The following is a 19,738-nucleotide window of genomic DNA, read 5'->3' as shown; positions in this document are numbered from 1 at the left end:
GTTAATATTGAGGCAACTAAAAATGGGGAGAGAAAATGTTGTGAGTGAAGGAAAAGTTTTCTGTGAAGAATGTTCTAGGCCAATCAAGGATAAAGATGAACTAGTTACGACTACAGTGTTGTTCAGTTTAGTGCCGTACTGTAAAGATTGTTATGTTGATCAAATCAAGGGTATGTCGTCTTTGATTGTAAGCAACACACCTGTTAACGGGACGTATTCTAACTTCTTTTCTGTGATTGGCTTAATCGCATTAATTCCAATAATGTTTATTTCTGATTCCATTAAATATATCTTCATCATTGGGATTATAATTTTTCTACTATATCGAGTGTTTTCTTATTTATGGTTTGAGCGTCATTTAAATTAGGGTGGTCTTTATGAAAATTAGCATCTTTCTTGTCTTGTTAGCGGCAATATTGTGGGGAACGACTGGGACTGCTCAAGCGCTAGCGCCAAATGAAGCGAATCCATTAACAATTGGAGCGTTGCGCCTACTCATAGGAGGAGGCGCTTTATTTGTTTACATCATGTTCCAAAGAAATATCGATTTTAAGAGCATTCCTAAGTGGCCCTTGTTCATCAGTGCATTGGCAATGGCACTTTATCAACCGTTCTTCTTTACAGGTGTGGACCTCACGGGAGTCGCAATTGGAACGGTGGTCGCTATTTGTAGTGCACCGATTTTTGCTGGGCTAATCGAGTTATTGTTTTATAAAAAGCTCCCTGATTGGATCTGGGGATTTTCAACGTTGTTAGCCATCTTAGGTTGTATATTATTATTTCAGTCAGGTGAACAGGTAATATTTAATCCAATCGGTATGATTTGCGCATTAACAGCAGGTTTATCCTTTGCTATCTATACATTTGTAAGCAAATCATTAATTGAAAAACATCCACCTGATGTCGTCGTTGCACTTGTATTCACGACAGCAGCAATAATGTTGCTTCCTCTATTGCTAACTTCTGATTTAGGTTGGACACTTCAGTGGTCTGGGGTTCTTTCAATCTTACACTTAGGAATTTTAGCAACGGCCTTATCTTATGTATTGTTTGCGAGAGGGTTGAAAGCTGTTACGGCTTCGACAGCTGTAACATTAGCATTAGCTGAGCCATTAACAGCTGCACTGTTAGGTATTAGTCTTTTGAACGAAACGGTTAGTGTGGTTGCAGCAGTTGGTTTAGCTTTATTAGTAATAGGGCTAATTGTTTTATCTAATAAAGAACGCATAAAAAAACGCACGGTTACTTAAGTACCGTGCGCTAACAGGTAGTGAACCATACTACCTGTTAAAATGGCGTACTATTAGTTGGTCGTAGACTATTTTTTATTCCACTTACGATCAAACCCCAATATTAGACTCGTAAGGAAATAACCAATGATCGTATAGATCAAAAAGGCAAATATAGCGGAGAATTCGACCACGAATGTCCCATCTAACACTTTAGTTGGAAAGATCCCTTCAAACGGGTGTAGTAAAGGTTCACTTGTATTATATGTCCACTCAACAAATGGAGCCGATACAGATGCCCCAAATAGCTTTAAAATAATTCGTAAGCCTAGTATTAATTGAACAAGACCAATAATGACATTTATTAAATAATTGATAAAACGATTGCCTTTCATCAGAAATCAACCTCCTTTGTGGTTATTTTCCATTAATAAATAAAATCTAAACGTTTTATTATCTTGTGCAGATGTATTAAGCTAATTCCTAGTAAGTACATATGATATCTTATACTTCAGAAGGGAGATAATCAGATGCGCAAAGAAGGTAACTTATTTTTAAAAAATAATCGACAAAAGGATCTATATGAGCGTGCAGAAAATTTATCTACAGAGCTAAAAAAGCATGTAAAAAAAGCTGATCAACAAGGAAGTTTTTTAGATGAAACGGTGCAAACTTTGAAAAAACATAAATACTTATCTATTGTATTACCCGAGATTTACGGTGGTGAGGACTTATCACTTTATGAATGGTTAATCATGCAAGAGAAAATTGCAGAAGGAGATGCTGCCACAGCTTTATCGGTTGGCTGGCATAACGGTATTTTAATGGAGTTGAAAGAAGGCAAACTTTGGTCTGAAGCTGATTTTAAATGGGCTGCAAGTAAGGCTCAAGAACAAAAGTTGTTTAATCGAGCATCGACTGAGAAAAATACAGGTAGTCCAACGCGTGGAGGTCGTCCAGAAACGATTGCGGTTAGACAAGATGATGGCTATATTTTAAATGGAATAAAAACTTTTACCACCATGGCAGAGGTGTTAGACTATGCAATTGTATCTGCGTGGATTGAAGAAGAAGAACAAATTGGTTGGTTTGTCGTCGATATGAAAGCGGAAGGGGTGTCGGTCGACAAAACGTGGGATACACTGGGTATGCGTGGGACAGCGAGTGATGATCTGGTCTTAAAAGACGTTAAGTTAAGTGATGCAAGTTTAGTTGAAAGAAAAGATCAAAGGTCAGGACCAAAAGGGTGGCTACTCCACATTCCTGCTTGTTATTTAGGTGTTGCTCAGGCGGCATTAAACGATGCAGTACGTTTTGCAAAGGACTTTCAACCTAACAGTTTAGACCACCCAATCTCAAAAGAGTCTCATATTCGCCAAAAAATTGGTGAGATGGAAATGTTAATAAGACGTGCTAGAGCTTATTTATATCATGTGGCAGAAGAGTGGGATTGTAATCCGGAAAACCGTGAACATTTGGCAAAAGAACTAGCTGTCGTTAAAGTAACGGTAACAAATGATGCCAATAAAGTAGTTGATTTAGCGATGCGTGTTGCTGGAGGTCGAGGGCTGTCGAAAGAATTACCGTTTGAACGTTATTACCGTGACGTAAGAGCAGGGTTACACAACCCGCCGATGGACGATTTAATTTTAGAGCATTTAGCATCTAACTTATTGGACTAAAAGTTGACTTCGTTGTGTGAAACAGTTATACTGAATTGTCTTATGAAAAGTTCGGAAATTTATTTGGATTTAGTATTCCTTCATAAAATTATCTATATTTAGGAAAGCTATCTTTAGAATATACGACAATTCTTTTTAGATCCACGCCTGAAGAGAATGTCTAACGAGTTTTTCATAATCAAGATAATTTTACTTAATTTTTAGGAGGAAACAGATTGATCGCATTTAAAGATTTTAATATTGGTGAAGAAATTGTCAAAGCACTATCGAATATGGGTTTTGAGAATCCAACACCGATTCAAGAGAAAGCTATTCCGGTTGCATTAGAAGGCCGGGATATGATTGGACAAGCACAAACAGGTACAGGGAAAACAACAGCATTTGGTGTTCCAATGATCGAGAAAATGGACATGAGCCAATCAAAGGTTCAAGGTCTAGTCATTGCACCAACCCGTGAACTAGCCATTCAGGTTGGTGAAGAGTTAAACAGAATTGGACAGAACAAAGGTGTTAGAACCGTTCCAGTCTATGGTGGGCAAGACATTCAACGTCAAATTAAAGCGTTGAAGAAGCGTCCTCAGATTGTGGTGGCGACACCTGGTCGTTTATTGGACCATATTCGTCGTAAAACGATTCGTTTAGATGAAATTCACACGTTAGTGCTGGATGAAGCTGACGAAATGTTAAATATGGGATTCATTGAAGATATTGAAGCTATTATGGCGGAAATTCCTTCAAAATACCAAACACTTCTATTTTCTGCGACGATGCCAAAACGAATTCAGAACTTAGCTGAACGTTTTATGGATCAGCCAGAAGTCATTCGTACAAAATCAAAGCAACTGACCGTTGAAAATATTGAGCAGTTTTACTTAGAAGTCAAAGAACCTCAGAAGTTCGATGTGTTATGTAAGCTATTGGATATCGAATCGCCTGAATTGGCCATTATATTCGGTCGTACGAAGAAGCGTGTTGATGAATTAACAGAAGGTTTATTAAAGCGTGGTTATTCGGCAGAAGGTATACACGGAGATATTACTCAGGCAAAACGTGAACGTGCCATCAAACGATTTAAAGATCAAACAACGGACATACTAGTCGCAACGGATGTTGCAGCACGTGGTTTAGATATTTCTGGTGTAACCCATGTTTACAACTTTGATTTACCACAAGACCCTGAAAGCTATGTCCATAGAATTGGACGTACCGGACGTGCTGGTAAAAAAGGTCAAGCCGTAACGTTTGCCGTACCAAGGGAAAGTGAACATTTAAAAAACATCGAACAGCTTACAAAACACAAAATGACACGTAAGCAAGTTCCATCTTATGATGATGTGCTAGAAGGTGTTCAGCAAGCTACACGTGATGAGCTTTTAGCTGCTATTGAGGAGCAAGACCTACAAAAGTATAAGCGTATTGCTGAAAACTTATTAGATGAGTACCATTCAGTGGATGTCGTAGCAGCAGCATTAAAGTTACTAGCAAAAGAACCAGACCGTACACCAGTTAAGTTAACAGCTGTTTCACCATTACGAGTGAAAAAGGTTGGTAACAAAGGTGGCGGTAGTAACCGCAACCGTGGACGTCGTGGTGGCCGTCAAGGGGATCGTAACCGAGGTGGAAAACGTCGTGATGATCGCCGTTCAAACAACAGAGGACAAAAAGGGAACCGTAAACGTCGCAACTCCAATCAATAGAGGTGTTTAAAGATGTTAAAAGTTCTTATCATATCAATCGCAATTGTATTAGGCGTACTAGCCTTGACCATTTTTGCGATCTCTAAAGGGTATTCGTATAATCACAAAGTGGATCCAGTACCTGATCGTCATAAAGAAGACGATGAACCAGACAAAAACCCCAGTAAGCATTAGCTCACTGGGGTTTTTCGCTGTAATTAGGTTAGATAAATCAGAATTAAGGGTAGATAAAATAGCCATTTTTACTTCGTCGACAAATTTCGGGGTAGATAAATTTCGAAAAGGGGTTGATAAATTTAAAATAGGGGTAGATAAATGGCGCGATTTTGATTAGTAGCTTTTTCGCCAGTGCGAAAAAGCATTCTCTCTAAAAAAAGCGATCCCTCGTCTAAGGAATCGCTTTTAATAGAATTACTCCACTACATATTCATTAAAGAACGCTTCATACTGTTCGTTTGGTGCAGCCCCTTTAATGCGGGCAACTTCTTCACCATTCTCAAAATGCACTAACGTAGGTGTTGCTTCTATATTATATTCATTCCAACCTTGTTGAAACTCTAACACGTTATATTGTTGTACTTCTACACCCATGTCTTCAGCAAGTGGCATTAAGCGTGGTGTTGCTTCACGACAATATTGACAAGTTGGACTGAAGAAATAAACAGTCGTTTCTTCTCCAGATGATAATGTCTCTTCTAATTGTTCAGGAGTAATGATGTTTTGATAATGTGGGTCATCTAATAAGTCTATGGTCGCTTGATCTAAATTTGTTTTTTCATACGGGTTGTCCTCACTAACTTCCTCTTGAGCTAGATTTGTTAAAAGGGCGGTTGCAGCAAATAGCGTAATAATCACAACCCCGAATATAATAAGCTTTTTCATGCTTAGTCCTCCTTCATATTTTTCCAAACCATAATAGATGCAATTAAAATCATTAAAAAGGCTGTTCCTGCTAAAAATGGAATGGTAATAAATCCAAGCCAGTCAATATATGCACCAGTACAAGTCACTTGTCCGCATGATGGTGCTGATTGTTGGAGTACTTCTACCTTCTGAATGGCATAGTGGTAAACAGAGATTAAAAACCCAATTAATGATAAAGCACCTGTATAATGAATAACTTTAGAATCTTTAACGGCTATGCCGATAAATAAAATAATTGCCATTGGGTACATAAAGATTCGTTGCACCCAGCATAGTTTACATGGCTCATAAAGTCTAATCTCTGAGAAGTAGAGTGAACCTAATGTCGCGATGAAAGCCACAATCCATGCGAATATTAATAAGTTTTCATTAACCTTTTTCATTTACACACCTACTTTTTATACAAAAAGATTATAATATGAATTTTACTAGATTGTAAGTGATTTGTGCTGACTTAATGTAAATTATTTGTGAAATGTATGAAAGTCGTTGAAAAACTCGTCCTAAAAATATATCATTATATAAGCAATTACTAATATTTAAGGTGGTCATGGAATGGAAAAGGTTGAACTAAATGTGGTGGATACAGCCCAAATTTTAAAGTTAATGGGAGATAAAACAAGACTATCTATACTTCGTTATGTAAATGTGGATGAGTGTTGTGTCTGTGAACTAGTTGAGTTACTTGGCTTGTCTCAACCGGCAATTAGTCAACATTTACGTAAGCTTAAAGATGCAAAATTAATTAATGAGCGTCGTAATGGTCATTGGGTATTTTACTCAATTAATCGAAAACACTCAGCCATTGATATGGTTCAAGATATTCTAAATGTATTACCAAATGGACAAGAAGAGCTAGATGAGTTATCTAAAAATAATTTACGTATTATTTGTGACTAGAGGGGAGTTTCAACGTGGACATAATAGTAGCAAGCTTGATTTTTTTAATCACCCTTACATTTGTCATTTGGCAACCTAAAGGCCTAGGAATTGGGTGGACTGCATGTGGGGGTGCGATTTTAGCACTAATTTTTGGAGTCGTAACGTTCGGTGATGTTATTGCCGTTACAGATCTTGTCTGGAATGCGACATTAGCATTCGTTGCCATCATTTTAATATCGTTAATTTTAGACGAAATTGGGTTCTTTGAGTGGGCAGCACTTCACATGGCAAGATTAGCGAACGGTAGCGGACTTAAAATGTTTATATTGGTTACATTATTAGGTGCAGCTGTAGCCGCCTTGTTCGCAAACGATGGAGCAGCACTTATATTAACGCCAATTGTATTATCAATGGTACGTGAACTCAAATTTAAAGAGGCTATGATTCTACCGTTTATTATGGCAAGTGGATTCATTGCCGATACGACGTCGTTACCACTGATCATCAGTAACTTGGTCAATATCGTATCTGCTGATTTCTTTGGGATTGGCTTTACAGAATACTTAATTCGAATGGTCATACCGAACTTATTTTCATTACTCGCAAGTATTATTGTTTTATATTTATTCTTTAGAAAATCATTACCACAAGATTATGATCTAACAAAATTAAAACAACCTCATGAAGCCATTAAGGATCATAAAATGTTCCGTCTGTCCTGGGTTGTGTTAGCTGTCTTACTAGTTGGATATTTTGTAAGTGAATTTATTGAAATACCAGTATCGTTTGTAGCAGGGATGATCGCCATTTTCTTCTTATGGATGGCAAAAAGAAGTCCAGCCGTTCCAACGACAGATGTGGTTAAAGGGGCACCTTGGGATATTGTGTTCTTCTCAATAGGAATGTACGTTGTCGTATACGGGCTTCGTAATGTGGGGTTGACAGATCTTCTAGCCCAAGTTCTTGATTCAGCAGCTGATTATGGATTATTAGCGGCAACGATGTCAATGGGCTTTATCGCAGCGATTTTGTCGTCGATTATGAACAACATGCCAACCGTGATGATTGATGCTCTAGCAATAGCTGAAACAAACACAACAGGTACGGTCAGAGAGGCATTGATTTATGCCAACGTGATCGGAAGTGACTTAGGTCCGAAAATCACACCAATTGGATCACTAGCTACTTTATTATGGTTACATGTATTATCGAAAAAAGGTATTCACATTTCCTGGGCTTATTATTTTAAAGTAGGAATCATCTTAACAATCCCAGTTCTGTTCTTTACTTTACTAGGGCTTTACGTATCATTATTACTTATTTAAAAGAGAGGGATTTTTATGTCTGAAAAGCCAGTATTATACTTTTTATGCACAGGTAACTCTTGCCGCAGTCAGATGGCAGAAGGGTTAGGGAAGGAAATCTTAGGAGATAAATGGGAGGTCCACAGCGCAGGGATTGAAGCACATGGACTTAATCCTAAGGCAGTTGAGATGATGAATGAAATCAGTATTGATATCTCAAATCAAGAGTCATCAATTATTGATAGCGATCTTTTAAACAGAACAAACTTAGTCATTACGTTATGTGGAGATGCACGTGAAAACTGTCCAGTTCTATCTCCAAATGTTGAATCCGAACATTGGGGCTTAGTTGACCCAGCAAAAGCTGAAGGCACAGAGGAAGAAGTTAACCAAGTGTTTCGAGAGGTAAGAGATGAGATTAAAAGAAGAATAACTGAACTAAAGGAAAGAAGTTAATTCATAAAGAGGGGATCGATCTAAAGTCGATCTCCTCTTTTTAGTAATCAAGTCTAAACCATTTCGGGTAAGACACCTTTTATCTAGTTTTATAAAATCTCAAACTATAAGCTAGTAAAAATTGAGCCCCGTAATAAGTCATCATGATTAAGATACCTGATAGAGGAACATTGGTCACAAACATATTCCAAGCTAAAATAGAATCAGAGATGACAAATAAAATGGCACCAATCGCAGTATAGATATTTCGAGTCATAATCGCTGTCCATGCCATAATCGAGATGACAATAATGTATAATGTAACTGGGAGAATTAATGTTGAATCCTTGATCGAACTCAAGATTCCATTACCTAAAATATAACTATAAATGATTACAGGAATAAAGGTGATTCCACGGACTAAAGAAGGTCGGAATTTTGATATAAAACCAATAGTATAAAATATATGACCAACTAAAAATGCAGATAACCCAATCACAAACCAATGCAAGGTGAGATCGCCGACTAGACTAAAGACTAACCCAATAATAATCGCATAATGGATAAAAAACCGTTGTTTCGGTAGATTGATAAATGCATAGATAATGATTAGTGCAATTGGTAAACCTTTAAAGAATAGCTTTATCACAAGTGGCCAATCAGGTAAGATAAACATATAAAAGATGGCAGTAAGCAAAATAAGAGAAGGCAGAGCTTTCTTCATTTGTGTCACACTCCTTTATAATATCTATTCATTTAACGACATAAAATGATTGAGGATAATTTACATCATATGCTCAGGGTTATGAGTATATGATTGTCTAAGAAAGAGGTTCCATTGATGAAAAAGGATCGTTATAAAAAAGCTCTTGAGAGAATAGAACAGCTCAATATACTTAATGAGCTTAGTGAATACAACCCAACATTATGTGGCACGCTTCCTATTGGTGTAGATACAGAGAATTCTGATTTAGATATCATTATGGAGGTTAAGGATCTAGAAGCTTTCAGAGAGGAAATTGAATATCTATACAGCTCTTATGAATTATTTAGAGTGAAAGAAAAGGTCATTAGAGGCTGTAAAGTAGTAAAAGCCAACTTCAGATACGGAGGTTTTGAGTTTGAATTATTTGGTCAAAATAGGCCAGTCCAAGAACAGTATGCTTATTTACATATGATCATAGAAAAAGAAATCTTGAATCAACAACCAAGTCTGACACAACGAATTAAATCATTAAAAGAAGAGGGCTATAAAACCGAGCCAGCATTCTGCAAGGTACTAGAACTACCAGGTGATCCATACGAAGCTTTAATACAGTATGGGATAGATTGTTCAATAATCTAGGAGGTCAAATCATGACAAAAGCATGGCAGGAGCAACTCCGATTAAAATGGGATGAAAATGCATCTTTTTGGAATTCCCGGAGCCAAGAAATGTGGGATAACGGAAGCAGAAAGGCAATCGTACCTTTCTTTAAAGAACACGTTGAACCGAACTCAAAAGTGTTAGATTTAGGGTGTGGGGATGGGTATGGTTCCTACAAGTTATGGAAAGAAGGTTATGAGGTAACGGGCGTTGATTTGTCTGAAGAAATGGTGAAGTTATGCCAGGCTCGATTATCAGACAGTCAAGACCGCTTATCGTTTCAACAAGCTGATATGCTCGATTTACCGTTTCAGGACCAACAATTTGACGCTCTTATGGCAATCAATGCCTTAGAGTGGACAGAAGTGCCGATTAATGCTCTAAAAGAAATTTCAAGGGTCGTGAGGCCTGGTGGCTACCTCTGTATAGGAATCTTAGGGCCAACAGCAGCGCCTAGAGTAAATAGTTATAAACGATTGTACAATGAAGTTGTTATTATGAATACGATGATGCCGTGGGAGTTCGAGCAGTTAGCCAAAGAGCAATCATTTGAAATTGTAGGGCGTGAGAAAGTATATAAACGCGGAGTTGACCTCAAACATGTTGGAAGTTTACCTGAAGACATGCAACAAGCTTTAACATTCATGACCATATTTATGTTAAAAAAATAGCTACCGATTTTCGGTAGCTATTTTCGTTAGTTAGATTAAGACTTCAACATCTGCTTCTTCACGAAGTTGCTCTAGATGTTCAATTTCTTTTTCGCCAGATTTTTGGTCTTTAACCTGTTGAATTAAGCTTTCTTCCATATCTTCTAAGCTTTCTTCAACCTCTTGACCTTGCTGCTCCATAGCACTCTTGTAGTTGTCATAAGCTTCTTGGATTTCTTCATCTGAAACTTCTGGTTCTTCAATATTCTCTTCAAGGTACTTAGTTGTGATTAGGTTTTGACGAATATTTTCTTTTACTTCTTCTTCAGAAGTTTCGTTTTCTTCTAAAACTTCTTCTTCACTTTCTAATTCAGTTGCTTCTAATACTTGTTCGATTTGAGACTGATATTCTTCTTCAACTTCTTCTTCGCTAGCTTCAATATTTTGATCAGCAGCAGCTTGTTTAACTAATTCAATGTGAATTAAGTTATCTAAAGCCTGTTGCTGAAGTTGACCTGCTAATTGAGAAGGGTCCTGTCCCATTTGTTGGTATTGTTGTTCAAAGAAACTAACACTTGATTTAAGGTCAGCACCTAAAATATCTTCCCCATTTACTTTAGCTACAACTTGATCGTCTTCAATATCTTCTGTTGCAGTTGTATCTTCATTATTTTCTTCTTCTTGGTTAGGCTCTTCTTGATTAGGTTCTTCTGGATTATCTCCTTCTTCGCTGTCGCCACCACAAGCAGCTAAGAAAGCGGTTAACATCACGATAAGGATTGTTGTTAAAAACTTTTTCATGTGATACACATCCTTTTGTTCTAAAAAATTAGGTTTCGAGTATGAATTGTAGCATATTGTCGTTTAGTCATACAAGTTATAACAATCATGTAAAGAAAATGTAATGTGTGTCGAATGACTTGCTTTTTCTCTGCAAATGAAGTAGAGTATTAATTGTACGAAGTAATTGGGATCGACGTTTACTGAATGACCTCTTTTAGGAAGTCAAAGTAACAAGATTCAATTGTTTTGTCGTAATACTTTAAAGGAGGTCATTCTATATGACTGGTACAGTAAAATGGTTTAACGCAGAAAAAGGTTTTGGTTTCATCGAGCGTCCTGACGGAGACGACGTATTCGTTCACTTCTCAGCGATCCAAGCTGATGGTTTCAAAACTCTAGCAGAAGGTCAAAACGTTGAGTTCGAAATCGTTGAAGGCGATCGTGGACCACAAGCAGCTAACGTTGTTGCTAAATAATATATGTTAAATTGTTAACTACTAAACGCGCGTAAATGAAAATTTACGTGCGTTTTTTCTATATCTTTATAAGTGGGGTGTCAACATGAATTGGGAAAATAAAACTTTCTATGAATTAACTCACGATGAACTATATGACATTTTAAAGTTACGTGTAGATGTTTTCGTCGTTGAACAAAATTGTCCGTATCCTGAAATTGATGGTTACGACAAAGAGTCCAGACATTTTTTTGTAAAAAACGATGAACAAATTATTGCTTATTGCAGAATAATTCCTCCAAATGTAAAATTTGAAGAAGCTTCTATTGGAAGAGTCATTACACATGAGAGTACGAGGAGAACTGGTATTGGTACTAAGATGCTGAATGAAGTATTGAGTTATATAGCAAATGCTTATGATCGACCTAATGTCAAAATTGAAGCACAATCTCATTTACAACATTTTTATGGTCAATGTGGGTTCAAAACTATCTCAGAAGAGTTCTTAGAAGATGGCATCCCTCATGTGGAAATGTTGTACTTAGGAAAATCATCTTAAAAGAAGGAATTATAGCTTTAAGTGTTTAATGTAGTCTTTAGGATGTGATAATCATGAATATAACTTTTAAAAAAGTATCTGAATGCACGATTAACGAATTAATTTATGTATGGAATAAAGGGTTTGAAGGTTATTCCGTTGATGTCACGATGAAGCCAGAAACATTTCTTAAGCGAATGGTTAATGAAGACTTAAGTGCAGAGTATTCCATCGTGGCTTTTGATGGTGATGCCCCTGTGGCTATTGTGATGAATGGTTTCCGTGAGCAGAATGATTACCTAAATGCTTGGAATGGTGGGACAGGGATTGTGCCAGAGTATCGAGGGACTGGGCTCAGTCAACTTCTTATAAATGAAGTATTTACGATTTATAAACAAAGGGAAGTCCAAACAGCTAATCTGGAGGCGATTTCAACCAATCAACGAGCAATTAAACTATATGAAAAACATGGGTATGAGTTGATTGAAAGGTTGTCTTTCTTCTCTGGACCTGATGAAAGTCAAGATATTACGGTGATTCATGATTACGAATTAGAATGTATTAGGGTACCTAAAGAGAAAATTAAAGCTTTATCATTTTTTCAAAATCAGATGCCTTGGCAAAATCAGCTGGAAAGTTTAAAAGAAGGTATTGGTTATATACTTTATGACCGCGAACGGCCAATTGGTTATGCGATGACGAAAGAGGCTTATGATAATAATGGGTATCCACAATCAATACAGCTCTACCAGTTTGGAATTGAGCCGGTATTAGAGAATGATGTTTTGTTGGTTATGACATTTTTACATAAAATATTCAAATTGGATCGTGATGGTGTAAAACGTCACGTAATCAATTTTCCTAATCGTGATAATCAATTATTAAGTGTCTTAAATGAATTAGGTTTTAATAAAACCATTGAACAAGTTCATATGAAGAAGATTCTTTAGAATATGAATGAGATTGGTAATTTAAGGGTATCAAGTAAATGTGACATTTTATAAAGGAGTGGTTTTAATGAGTACACTTTTCACATCAAAAGCAACCGCAAAAGGTGGCCGTGGAGGTCATGTAAAATCCGATGATGGTGTTATTGATCTAAATGTCGTAATGCCGACTGAGAATTCGGATGAGACAGGGACAAACCCTGAACAAATGTTTGCGGCTACTTATTCTACATGTTTTGACGGGGCATTAAACTTAGTAGCTAAAAATAATGATAAGGATATTGATTCTACAACAACTGCTGAAGTAAGTTTCATGAAAGATGCTTCAGATGGTGGGTTTAAGATTGAGGTTAAATTAATATCTGAAATTAGTGGTGTTTCTCAAGAGGAAGCAGACAGTTTAATGAAAGAGGCACATCAAGTTTGCCCGTATTCAAAAGCGACACGTGGTAACGTAGATGTTGAGTTAGAAGCAAAAGCTAAGTAAAGTTAAAAGCCGAGGGATTTCCCTCGGCTTTTGTATTGTTTTACGGCCTGTTTTGATAATTTATCGGCCTGTTTATAATGTAAGCCCCTGCTATTAAGCAGAGGCTTGTCTATTAATCTAATATTCTTATTCTTACTTGCTGTACACCAAATCGATTAGCGTCGGCTTCACTTGCCATAAAGATATCAATACGATTTCCTTTTATGGCTCCGCCGATATCTCCAGCAATCGCTGTACCGTAACCTTCAACCCAAACGCGCGAGCCTAAAGGAATTACATTAGGATCAACAGCAATTACTTTCATATCAGGATTGGCTCTTAGGTCAATGCCTGTATAAGTGGTACCACTACAACCTTCACAGTAAGCGGTGTAAGCTGTAGCTTTCACATACATTTGCTTTCCGCCTTCGCTTTCTTGACTAACTTGTTGTACATCCTGATTGTCTTGTTGACTTTCAGACTTTTGAGCTTGCTGAGTTTCTGGCTCAGGCTCAATCAGTTTTATTTTACCTTTCTCAGCTAATTTGTGTTCAAATTCTGAGAAGAACTTAACATGATGTTCTTGTGCTCCAGTTTGATTATCTAAAGTTGATGAGTGCATCTGTGTTGCGCTTAATGGAGTACTCAACATCATTAGTGCACCAAACGTTAATAAAAACGCTATGACACTAACTAGTCGTTTACTCATTTGAAAACCTCCATTTTATGTCAATATGACAAAAGTCTATATTTACTTTCTCATTCCCCAAATAGGTCAATAGAGGAATACTCTTCCTTTATTAACCCTTGGCTAGTATAACAACTCATAGTTTCAAGTCAATTACAATGCTTGGTCAGACATGTAACAATATGATGACAAATAACTATTGACGTATTAGACTTAAGGCTCATATGAGTTGTTTCAGTTGACGGTTACTAGTTATTTGGTTTTATACTTTAATAAACACAATGAAAATGACCTTAATATAATAAGATATAGATGTAAAACTTAGGAAGGGGACGTCATCTTGAAGATTCTGCTAATAAATGGGACGGTTACGGGAGAGAAAACTAAAGTTTTACTTAAAGAAGTGGAAAAACATTTAGTGGAATGGATACCTTCAAATGAAATAGATAGGCTTTATTTAGAAGATTATAATATGGAGTTTGCTGACGGTCGCACAAAAGAAGACTATAATGAGGATACCCAACGTCTGATTCATTCTATAGAGGAAGCGGATGGATATATTATTGCGACTCCTGTCTTTCAAGGTTCAATTCCTGGATCTCTAAAAAATATGTTTGATTTAATCTCTCCAAAATGTATGCGCTATAAGCCAGTGGCTATTATAGGAAATGGTGGAACCTTTCAGCACCATTTAGTAATTGAAAATCAACTTAAACCGATTTTAGATTATTTTCGCTGTTTGACAACTCCAAATTATGTGTACACCCATGCCAATCATTTCTCTCATGAAAAAGAATTAATCGATGAAGATGTGATTAGACGGATTCAAGATTTAACGCAAGTATTTGCAAAATATATTAACTTAAGTCAAGACCTCTTGAACGATTAAACGTGGAAACTCTGCTCTAAATAGACAGTTGCGATTGTTTTATGAACATTTGGGAGTATTACAGTAACAATCTAGGACTCTAAAGCGATACTTGAACGAGTTACACGAGCACTTGCCCCGGTTTCACGTACACGTGACATGAAGACAACGACATTTAACCAAAAGCATAGAGACAAAAAAAGAAGCTGGATGTTATGTGCTATCAAGCACTCAACATTCAGCTTCTTTTTTATTTATTCACCAATAAATTGAGGTTCACGCTTGTTTAAGAAGGCATCAATTCCTTCCTTGTGATCATGTGTTTGACGCATTTTTGCTTGACCGCGAGTTTCTTGATCTAGTACTTCCTCTAATAGAGGCAATTGTTTGTTGTTAATAATCATTTTACTTTGAATCATTGATTGAAGTGGTGCTTGTTGAAGCTTATTAAGGTATTGACCTAATGCAGCTTCAAGTTGGTCCGTTGCAATATCCACGATACCAAGAGTTTGAGCTTCTTTAGCTGACATCATTTTGCCTTCCCATATTGTTTGTTTTGCTTTAACGGGTCCTAACCTCTGTTCCATAAAGAAATGTCCACCACCATCTGGGATAAGCCCAATTCCTATAAAATTCATAGCCACTTTAGCATCTTCATTTGCAATAACGTAATCTGCCGCAAGTGCTACACTTAACCCAAGGCCTGCAGCAGCCCCATTTAATGCAGATATTGTTACTTTAGGTAATGAATAAAATGTAGTGGCAACACTCTTAATAATGTTCATAACATCTTTAAAACCTTCTGGGTCAGAGTTTTGAAGCATTGTTTTCATATCACCGCCTGCAGAAAACGCTCGCCCTTCACCAGTTAATACAACAATCTTAGAGTCATCATCTTTGATTTTTTGCAATTCATCATTTAATTCTGTTAATAATTTAACATCCATAGCATTAAGATGATCCGGACGGTTTAATGTAATCGTTGTAACGGCTCCTTCTCTTACTATGTTAATTGTGTTTCCCATATGTTCACCTCATTAAATTTTGATTTCGTTTAATTGTTTGTAATAGTTAATTGCTTTTTCGTAATCTTGTTTTTCGGTAAAAACCTCTGCAAGTAATTGTAACAACTCTTTCATAAGTCCTGTTTCACCAATAGTTTGATAGTGTGGAAGAATCACTTTTTCACATCGTTCAATGAAATTTTCATCATGTGTCTGATTATAGATTTGATGTCTGAGAATGTAAAAGCGGTGGCGCACTTTTGTTAAGTTTGTTCCTTTTAATAACTCTTCTCCTTTTATTAGAAATTCTTCAGCTAGTTTCATTTCTCCTTGTTCAAAATAAATTTTTGCAATGATTAATGTCGAATGGACAATATCATATAGGTGCGTGTGGTTCTCTAATGCTTCATGTAATAACTTTAGGGATTGGTCTAATTCACCCCTTCGATAATGAAGAATCGACAAGTTATGAGTAGCACGTGATCTTACTTTTGGCGAATCTCCCATAGGCTTAGATTTTAAGACTTGATTGAAATAAGTCTCCGAGATGTCATAAGCTCCTAAATTTAAATAGTTTATTCCTAGAAGGTGATAACAATCCGTGACTTTTCGGTACTTCAAGTCGTTCGCGTATTGTTCAAGAGCAATGCCAACATAATAATTAGAATAAATAGGCTTTTGCATTCCCATATAAGATAGTGCGAGTAAATAGTAAATCTCTGGGTCTTTAAGGTTGTTTTCTTCTAATATGTTGACTGCTTTATGGAAATATCCATTAGCTTTTTTAGCATTTAAATGACAATTGAAATAGAAGCCGACGATTTTATAAAAATAAAATAATTTTTTACCTTCAAAATGATTTTCTAATCTTAATAATTCCTGAAGGTTCGTTTTAAATTTTTCAGTTGGATTTATGGTTATAAGATAATAAAAATGTATGAGTTCAAAATAATTTTGTACATATGGTTCGTGAAAAGGTGTGATCACCTCTTGTAACTCATCTACAACCTCTTTAGCCTCATCCAACCTTTGTTCAGTAATATACTTGTACAATAAATCAACTTGTTTATGGATAGTTTCCTCATCGTATGACGTTAATTTGTCATAATCCATATTAAGTCGTTCAAAGATTAACTCTATGGTATCTTGTTTAGGGAGTATGACCCCGCTTTCAATTTTGCTAAGGTATGAGATGGAACAGACACCGTTTGCTAGATCCTTTTGAGTTAATCCTTTTTTGGTGCGGTAGAATTGTATAATTGCTCCTATGTCCATAAGATCACCCGTTTCTATTTATCTAGTTAAATTCTACCATAAATATCTGAATAAATAGAATTGACTTCTAATAAGATACAGATTAATATGGAAATATCGAATTGAATATTTTGGAACAATAGGGTGTAAACATTTCGGTGTTTACTTAAAAGGGAAGTTCGGTGAGAATCCGACGCGGTCCCGCCACTGTGTATGGGAAGCAACTAGCCAACCACTGTCCGAGTAGGATGGGAAGGGGTTAGAAGCTATGACCCTAAGCCAGGAGACCTGCCTTGTTGTTTTAGCTCGTGATCCTTCGGGTTTAAAGGAACGGCTATGGTCTGTTAATTGTAATATATGTGATACCATACCCTTGTTTTTTGAAACCTGTCGGAAAACGAGGGTATTTTTTATTTTTGAAAGGGAGATTCAGATGCAGAACAAAATTTGGTTATGGTTAATAGCAATGGTAGTAGCTGTCGGGTTAGCAGCTTGCCAAGGAGATCAAACAGAGGAAGAAACAAAGGGTCAACAAGAAGATACAGAGCAACAAGAACAAGATAATGAAGAATCATCTAGTGATGAATTTGGATCCGTCACACTAACAGATAAGTCAGGTGAAGAAATCACAATCGATGAAAAGCCTGAAAAAATTGTTTCAGTAATACCAAGTGCGACTGAGATAGTATTTGCTGTAGGCGCAGGTGAAGAAGTTGTAGGTGTCTCTGAATGGGCGAATTACCCTGACGAGGTGCATGACATTGAGAAGGTTGGCGATCAACAGCTAAGTATAGAAAAAATCGTTGCCTTAGAACCTGACTTAGTTGTGGCTGATTTAAATAATGCAGATGATATTCAGGCAATGCGTAATGCAGGGTTAAACGTATTAGTGTTAGGGGCTCAAAGTTTAGAAGAAGTTTATGAGGATATTAATCTAGCAGGTCAAGCAACTGGTAATGCAGAGCAGGCTGAACAGATCATCTCTGATATGAAACAAGATGTTGAAGACGTTCAAAATGCTGTCGGCAATTTATCAGAAGATGAAAAGAAACGAGTTTGGGTTGAAGTCGGCCCTGAATTATTCTCTGGTGGTGAAGGGTCATTTATCGATGAACTAATTGACTTAGCTGGTGGAATCAATATTATTGGTGATCAAGAAGGCTGGCCGCAAGTCAGTGAAGAGGTTATATTGGAAAAAGATCCCGAGTTAATTTTCACAACGTATGGTTACTATACAGAAGATGTTGTTGAGCAAGTTATGCAACGTGAAAATTGGGAAAACGTCACAGCTATAAAAGAAGAACAGGTTCATGACTTGCATGGTGATCTATTAACACGACCGGGGCCACGTTTGACAGAAGGTTTAAAAGTTCTAGCAGAAACCATGTATCCAGACTTAGTTGAGTAAAGGACGTTTATCTAGTGAAACATAAACGACATATATTATGGGTTTGGTTACCCGTATTTCTTATTATTTTATTAGGCGTTATGAGTTTGTCTGTCACATTGGGGGCTGCCAACATTAATTGGCAGCTTGCCTGGCAGATTGTTTTTTCAAAAATACCGATTTTATCAAACTTTGTAGAGGTTAATTGGAGCCCATCGACTGAAACCATTGTATGGGATATTCGATTACCTAGGGTACTATTAGGAGCAACAGTTGGGGCAGCCTTAGCTTTAGCAGGGGCTATCTATCAAGGGGTATTACGAAATCCATTAGCTGATCCATTTATTTTAGGTGTTTCATCTGGAGCATCTTTTGGAGCAGCTTTAGTAATTGTGTTTGGGTTACAAACATTTTGGTTAGGCCAGTTTACATTACCTGCTGTTGCCTTTTTATTTGGGTTTATCAGTCTGTTAATCGTATACTTTTTATCACGTGTTAATCAAAAGGTTCGTCTAGAAACCATTATATTAGCAGGTGTCGTTGTCCAGTCATTTGTTGGGGCGTGTTTATCACTCGTATTAGCTCTATCAAATGAGCAACTTCAGACAATCGTTTTTTGGATGATGGGAAGCTTGGCTCTAACCGATTGGGGATATAATCAAATTATTTTCCCGATTATAGCGGTCGTTGCTGTCATTTCACTATTTTTTATAAAAGAATTGAACATGTTAGGGCTGGGTGAAGAAGCGGCGCATCATAGTGGTGTGTCTGTCCAACGCACGCGTTTCCTGTTATTGATATTAGCATCAATTATTACTGGTGCTGCTGTGTCGGTATCGGGTGCGATTGGATTTGTTGGTTTGGTTGTACCGCATATCATACGACTTATGTTTGGGGCAGATTACCGTGTAATCTTACCGTTGTCAATCATAGGTGGGGCGATTTTCCTTGTTGGTGCTGATGCGGTTGCAAGAACGGTCATGGCTCCACGTGAACTACCACTTGGAGTGATTACAGCGTTTTTAGGTGCTCCATTCTTTGGTTATTTATTGCGCAGAGCTAAGCGAGGGTTCTTTTAATCAGTTATAACTTCGTGGTTGAAATTGGAATCGCTCTTAGGTGGACGCTTTCCGCGGGCACGGCTTCAGCTATCTTATAGAAGAAATTTATTTTCTTCTA

General features: G+C 37.0%; 25 protein-coding genes and 1 riboswitch. Of the genes, 17 read left to right on the top strand and 8 right to left on the bottom strand.

Going from position 1 to position 19,738, the window contains the following annotated elements; translation table 11 throughout:
* Positions 1-40 precede the first annotated feature (40 nt).
* Positions 41-367, top strand: a complete 327-nt coding sequence (locus ACTWQB_RS03165) for a hypothetical protein (RefSeq protein ID WP_443137734.1) — start codon at positions 41-43, stop codon at positions 365-367.
* Positions 368-377: 10 nt separating this feature from the next.
* Entirely contained in the window at positions 378-1,250 is an 873-nt protein-coding gene (locus tag ACTWQB_RS03160) for a DMT family transporter (RefSeq protein ID WP_443137733.1), read from the top strand.
* Between the two features lie 68 nt (positions 1,251-1,318).
* On the opposite strand, the gene ACTWQB_RS03155 is transcribed toward ACTWQB_RS03160, so the two are convergent.
* Positions 1,319-1,624: a YggT family protein gene (locus tag ACTWQB_RS03155; protein ID WP_443137732.1), complete on the bottom strand. Its 306-nt coding sequence runs from the start codon at positions 1,622-1,624 to the stop codon at positions 1,319-1,321.
* Positions 1,625-1,759: 135 nt separating this feature from the next.
* Here ACTWQB_RS03155 and ACTWQB_RS03150 point away from each other — a divergent pair, with 135 nt between their 5' ends.
* The 3 genes from ACTWQB_RS03150 to ytzI all read left to right on the top strand — a co-directional run bounded on the left by ACTWQB_RS03150 (position 1,760) and on the right by ytzI (position 4,782).
* A complete protein-coding gene (locus ACTWQB_RS03150; protein ID WP_443137731.1) occupies positions 1,760-2,911 on the top strand; it encodes an acyl-CoA dehydrogenase family protein in 1,152 nt (383 codons plus the stop codon).
* 215 nt (positions 2,912-3,126) lie between these two features.
* A complete protein-coding gene (locus ACTWQB_RS03145) occupies positions 3,127-4,608 on the top strand; it encodes a DEAD/DEAH box helicase (protein ID WP_443137730.1) in 1,482 nt (493 codons plus the stop codon).
* 12 nt (positions 4,609-4,620) lie between these two features.
* A complete protein-coding gene (gene ytzI / locus ACTWQB_RS03140; protein ID WP_443137729.1) occupies positions 4,621-4,782 on the top strand; it encodes a YtzI protein in 162 nt (53 codons plus the stop codon).
* 237 nt (positions 4,783-5,019) lie between these two features.
* Here the strand turns inward: ytzI and ACTWQB_RS03135 are convergent, their stop codons facing one another.
* Together ACTWQB_RS03135 and ACTWQB_RS03130 are read right to left on the bottom strand one after the other, a co-directional pair.
* Entirely contained in the window at positions 5,020-5,490 is a 471-nt protein-coding gene (locus tag ACTWQB_RS03135) for a thioredoxin family protein (protein WP_443137728.1), read from the bottom strand.
* A 2-nt stretch (positions 5,491-5,492) separates the two neighbouring features.
* Positions 5,493-5,915 (bottom strand): disulfide oxidoreductase, encoded by a 423-nt coding sequence (locus ACTWQB_RS03130; protein ID WP_443137727.1) that lies wholly within the window; start codon positions 5,913-5,915, stop codon positions 5,493-5,495.
* Between the two features lie 172 nt (positions 5,916-6,087).
* Here ACTWQB_RS03130 and ACTWQB_RS03125 point away from each other — a divergent pair, with 172 nt between their 5' ends.
* From ACTWQB_RS03125 to arsC, 3 genes are read left to right on the top strand one after another with little or no spacing between them, the layout of a single operon-like run.
* Positions 6,088-6,432, top strand: a complete 345-nt coding sequence (locus tag ACTWQB_RS03125; RefSeq protein ID WP_443137726.1) for an ArsR/SmtB family transcription factor — start codon at positions 6,088-6,090, stop codon at positions 6,430-6,432.
* 14 nt (positions 6,433-6,446) lie between these two features.
* The gene (locus tag ACTWQB_RS03120; RefSeq protein WP_443137725.1) at positions 6,447-7,739 is read left to right on the top strand and encodes an arsenic transporter; all 1,293 of its coding nucleotides are present in this window, start codon (positions 6,447-6,449) and stop codon (positions 7,737-7,739) included.
* A 15-nt stretch (positions 7,740-7,754) separates the two neighbouring features.
* Entirely contained in the window at positions 7,755-8,174 is a 420-nt protein-coding gene (gene arsC / locus ACTWQB_RS03115; protein WP_443137724.1) for an arsenate reductase (thioredoxin), read from the top strand.
* Between the two features lie 79 nt (positions 8,175-8,253).
* On the opposite strand, the gene ACTWQB_RS03110 is transcribed toward arsC, so the two are convergent.
* On the bottom strand, positions 8,254-8,877 hold the full coding sequence (locus ACTWQB_RS03110; RefSeq protein WP_443137723.1) for a lysoplasmalogenase: 624 nt from the start codon (positions 8,875-8,877) through the stop codon (positions 8,254-8,256).
* A 117-nt stretch (positions 8,878-8,994) separates the two neighbouring features.
* On the opposite strand from ACTWQB_RS03110, the gene ACTWQB_RS03105 reads away from it, so the two are divergent.
* Together ACTWQB_RS03105 and ACTWQB_RS03100 are read left to right on the top strand one after the other, a co-directional pair.
* The gene (locus ACTWQB_RS03105) at positions 8,995-9,498 is read left to right on the top strand and encodes a DUF4269 domain-containing protein (RefSeq protein ID WP_443137722.1); all 504 of its coding nucleotides are present in this window, start codon (positions 8,995-8,997) and stop codon (positions 9,496-9,498) included.
* 11 nt (positions 9,499-9,509) lie between these two features.
* Positions 9,510-10,190, top strand: coding sequence for a class I SAM-dependent methyltransferase (locus tag ACTWQB_RS03100; protein ID WP_443137721.1), 681 nt, complete (start codon positions 9,510-9,512; stop codon positions 10,188-10,190).
* 30 nt (positions 10,191-10,220) lie between these two features.
* Here the strand turns inward: ACTWQB_RS03100 and ACTWQB_RS03095 are convergent, their stop codons facing one another.
* Positions 10,221-10,970 carry a SurA N-terminal domain-containing protein gene (locus ACTWQB_RS03095; protein WP_443137720.1) on the bottom strand — a complete coding sequence of 250 codons (750 nt, stop codon included), beginning with the start codon at positions 10,968-10,970 and terminating at the stop codon, positions 10,221-10,223.
* A 260-nt stretch (positions 10,971-11,230) separates the two neighbouring features.
* Here ACTWQB_RS03095 and ACTWQB_RS03090 point away from each other — a divergent pair, with 260 nt between their 5' ends.
* From ACTWQB_RS03090 to ACTWQB_RS03075, 4 genes are all read left to right on the top strand, one after another.
* Complete coding sequence (locus tag ACTWQB_RS03090; protein ID WP_054751951.1) at positions 11,231-11,428, top strand: cold shock domain-containing protein; 198 nt, start codon at positions 11,231-11,233, stop codon at positions 11,426-11,428.
* A gap of 85 nt (positions 11,429-11,513) precedes the next feature.
* On the top strand, positions 11,514-11,966 hold the full coding sequence (locus ACTWQB_RS03085; protein ID WP_443137719.1) for a GNAT family N-acetyltransferase: 453 nt from the start codon (positions 11,514-11,516) through the stop codon (positions 11,964-11,966).
* A gap of 53 nt (positions 11,967-12,019) precedes the next feature.
* A complete protein-coding gene (locus ACTWQB_RS03080) occupies positions 12,020-12,895 on the top strand; it encodes a GNAT family N-acetyltransferase (protein ID WP_443137718.1) in 876 nt (291 codons plus the stop codon).
* Between the two features lie 67 nt (positions 12,896-12,962).
* Entirely contained in the window at positions 12,963-13,379 is a 417-nt protein-coding gene (locus ACTWQB_RS03075; protein WP_443137717.1) for an organic hydroperoxide resistance protein, read from the top strand.
* A 112-nt stretch (positions 13,380-13,491) separates the two neighbouring features.
* On the opposite strand, the gene ACTWQB_RS03070 is transcribed toward ACTWQB_RS03075, so the two are convergent.
* A complete protein-coding gene (locus ACTWQB_RS03070; RefSeq protein ID WP_443137716.1) occupies positions 13,492-14,067 on the bottom strand; it encodes a 3D domain-containing protein in 576 nt (191 codons plus the stop codon).
* 319 nt (positions 14,068-14,386) lie between these two features.
* Between ACTWQB_RS03070 and ACTWQB_RS03065 the strand changes: the two genes are divergently transcribed.
* Positions 14,387-14,935, top strand: coding sequence for an NADPH-dependent FMN reductase (locus ACTWQB_RS03065; protein WP_443137715.1), 549 nt, complete (start codon positions 14,387-14,389; stop codon positions 14,933-14,935).
* 233 nt (positions 14,936-15,168) lie between these two features.
* Here the strand turns inward: ACTWQB_RS03065 and ACTWQB_RS03060 are convergent, their stop codons facing one another.
* Together ACTWQB_RS03060 and ACTWQB_RS03055 are read right to left on the bottom strand one after the other, a co-directional pair.
* Positions 15,169-15,939: an enoyl-CoA hydratase gene (locus ACTWQB_RS03060; protein WP_443137714.1), complete on the bottom strand. Its 771-nt coding sequence runs from the start codon at positions 15,937-15,939 to the stop codon at positions 15,169-15,171.
* 12 nt (positions 15,940-15,951) lie between these two features.
* The gene (locus ACTWQB_RS03055) at positions 15,952-17,193 is read right to left on the bottom strand and encodes a helix-turn-helix domain-containing protein (protein WP_443137713.1); all 1,242 of its coding nucleotides are present in this window, start codon (positions 17,191-17,193) and stop codon (positions 15,952-15,954) included.
* Between the two features lie 104 nt (positions 17,194-17,297).
* A riboswitch (cobalamin riboswitch) is annotated at positions 17,298-17,482 on the top strand.
* A gap of 123 nt (positions 17,483-17,605) precedes the next feature.
* On the opposite strand from ACTWQB_RS03055, the gene ACTWQB_RS03050 reads away from it, so the two are divergent.
* A complete protein-coding gene (locus ACTWQB_RS03050; protein ID WP_443137712.1) occupies positions 17,606-18,580 on the top strand; it encodes an ABC transporter substrate-binding protein in 975 nt (324 codons plus the stop codon).
* A gap of 14 nt (positions 18,581-18,594) precedes the next feature.
* Entirely contained in the window at positions 18,595-19,638 is a 1,044-nt protein-coding gene (locus ACTWQB_RS03045) for a FecCD family ABC transporter permease (protein ID WP_443137711.1), read from the top strand.
* Positions 19,639-19,738 lie beyond the last annotated feature (100 nt).

The sequence above is a fragment of the Piscibacillus sp. B03 genome (genome assembly GCF_052246295.1).
Lineage (GTDB): Bacteria > Bacillota > Bacilli > Bacillales > Alkalibacillaceae > Piscibacillus.
This window is presented reverse-complemented; position numbering and strand designations above follow the sequence as displayed.

Bases quoted from the DNA above. Each gene is read 5' to 3' on its own strand.
- ACTWQB_RS03070 (WP_443137716.1), bottom strand. From the start codon at position 14,067: ATGAGTAAACGACTAGTTAGTGTCATAGCGTTTTTATTAACGTTTGGT.
- ACTWQB_RS03060 (WP_443137714.1), bottom strand. From the start codon at position 15,939: ATGGGAAACACAATTAACATAGTAAGAGAAGGAGCCGTTACAACGATT.
- arsC (WP_443137724.1), top strand. From the start codon at position 7,755: ATGTCTGAAAAGCCAGTATTATACTTTTTATGCACAGGTAACTCTTGC.
- ACTWQB_RS03050 (WP_443137712.1), top strand. From the start codon at position 17,606: ATGCAGAACAAAATTTGGTTATGGTTAATAGCAATGGTAGTAGCTGTC.
- ACTWQB_RS03090 (WP_054751951.1), top strand. From the start codon at position 11,231: ATGACTGGTACAGTAAAATGGTTTAACGCAGAAAAAGGTTTTGGTTTC.
- ACTWQB_RS03130 (WP_443137727.1), bottom strand. From the start codon at position 5,915: ATGAAAAAGGTTAATGAAAACTTATTAATATTCGCATGGATTGTGGCT.
- ACTWQB_RS03095 (WP_443137720.1), bottom strand. From the start codon at position 10,970: ATGAAAAAGTTTTTAACAACAATCCTTATCGTGATGTTAACCGCTTTC.
- ACTWQB_RS03135 (WP_443137728.1), bottom strand. From the start codon at position 5,490: ATGAAAAAGCTTATTATATTCGGGGTTGTGATTATTACGCTATTTGCT.
- ACTWQB_RS03075 (WP_443137717.1), top strand. From the start codon at position 12,963: ATGAGTACACTTTTCACATCAAAAGCAACCGCAAAAGGTGGCCGTGGA.
- ACTWQB_RS03055 (WP_443137713.1), bottom strand. From the start codon at position 17,193: ATGGACATAGGAGCAATTATACAATTCTACCGCACCAAAAAAGGATTA.
- ytzI (WP_443137729.1), top strand. From the start codon at position 4,621: ATGTTAAAAGTTCTTATCATATCAATCGCAATTGTATTAGGCGTACTA.
- ACTWQB_RS03150 (WP_443137731.1), top strand. From the start codon at position 1,760: ATGCGCAAAGAAGGTAACTTATTTTTAAAAAATAATCGACAAAAGGAT.
- ACTWQB_RS03085 (WP_443137719.1), top strand. From the start codon at position 11,514: ATGAATTGGGAAAATAAAACTTTCTATGAATTAACTCACGATGAACTA.
- ACTWQB_RS03110 (WP_443137723.1), bottom strand. From the start codon at position 8,877: ATGAAGAAAGCTCTGCCTTCTCTTATTTTGCTTACTGCCATCTTTTAT.
- ACTWQB_RS03155 (WP_443137732.1), bottom strand. From the start codon at position 1,624: ATGAAAGGCAATCGTTTTATCAATTATTTAATAAATGTCATTATTGGT.
- ACTWQB_RS03100 (WP_443137721.1), top strand. From the start codon at position 9,510: ATGACAAAAGCATGGCAGGAGCAACTCCGATTAAAATGGGATGAAAAT.
- ACTWQB_RS03105 (WP_443137722.1), top strand. From the start codon at position 8,995: ATGAAAAAGGATCGTTATAAAAAAGCTCTTGAGAGAATAGAACAGCTC.
- ACTWQB_RS03080 (WP_443137718.1), top strand. From the start codon at position 12,020: ATGAATATAACTTTTAAAAAAGTATCTGAATGCACGATTAACGAATTA.
- ACTWQB_RS03160 (WP_443137733.1), top strand. From the start codon at position 378: ATGAAAATTAGCATCTTTCTTGTCTTGTTAGCGGCAATATTGTGGGGA.
- ACTWQB_RS03125 (WP_443137726.1), top strand. From the start codon at position 6,088: ATGGAAAAGGTTGAACTAAATGTGGTGGATACAGCCCAAATTTTAAAG.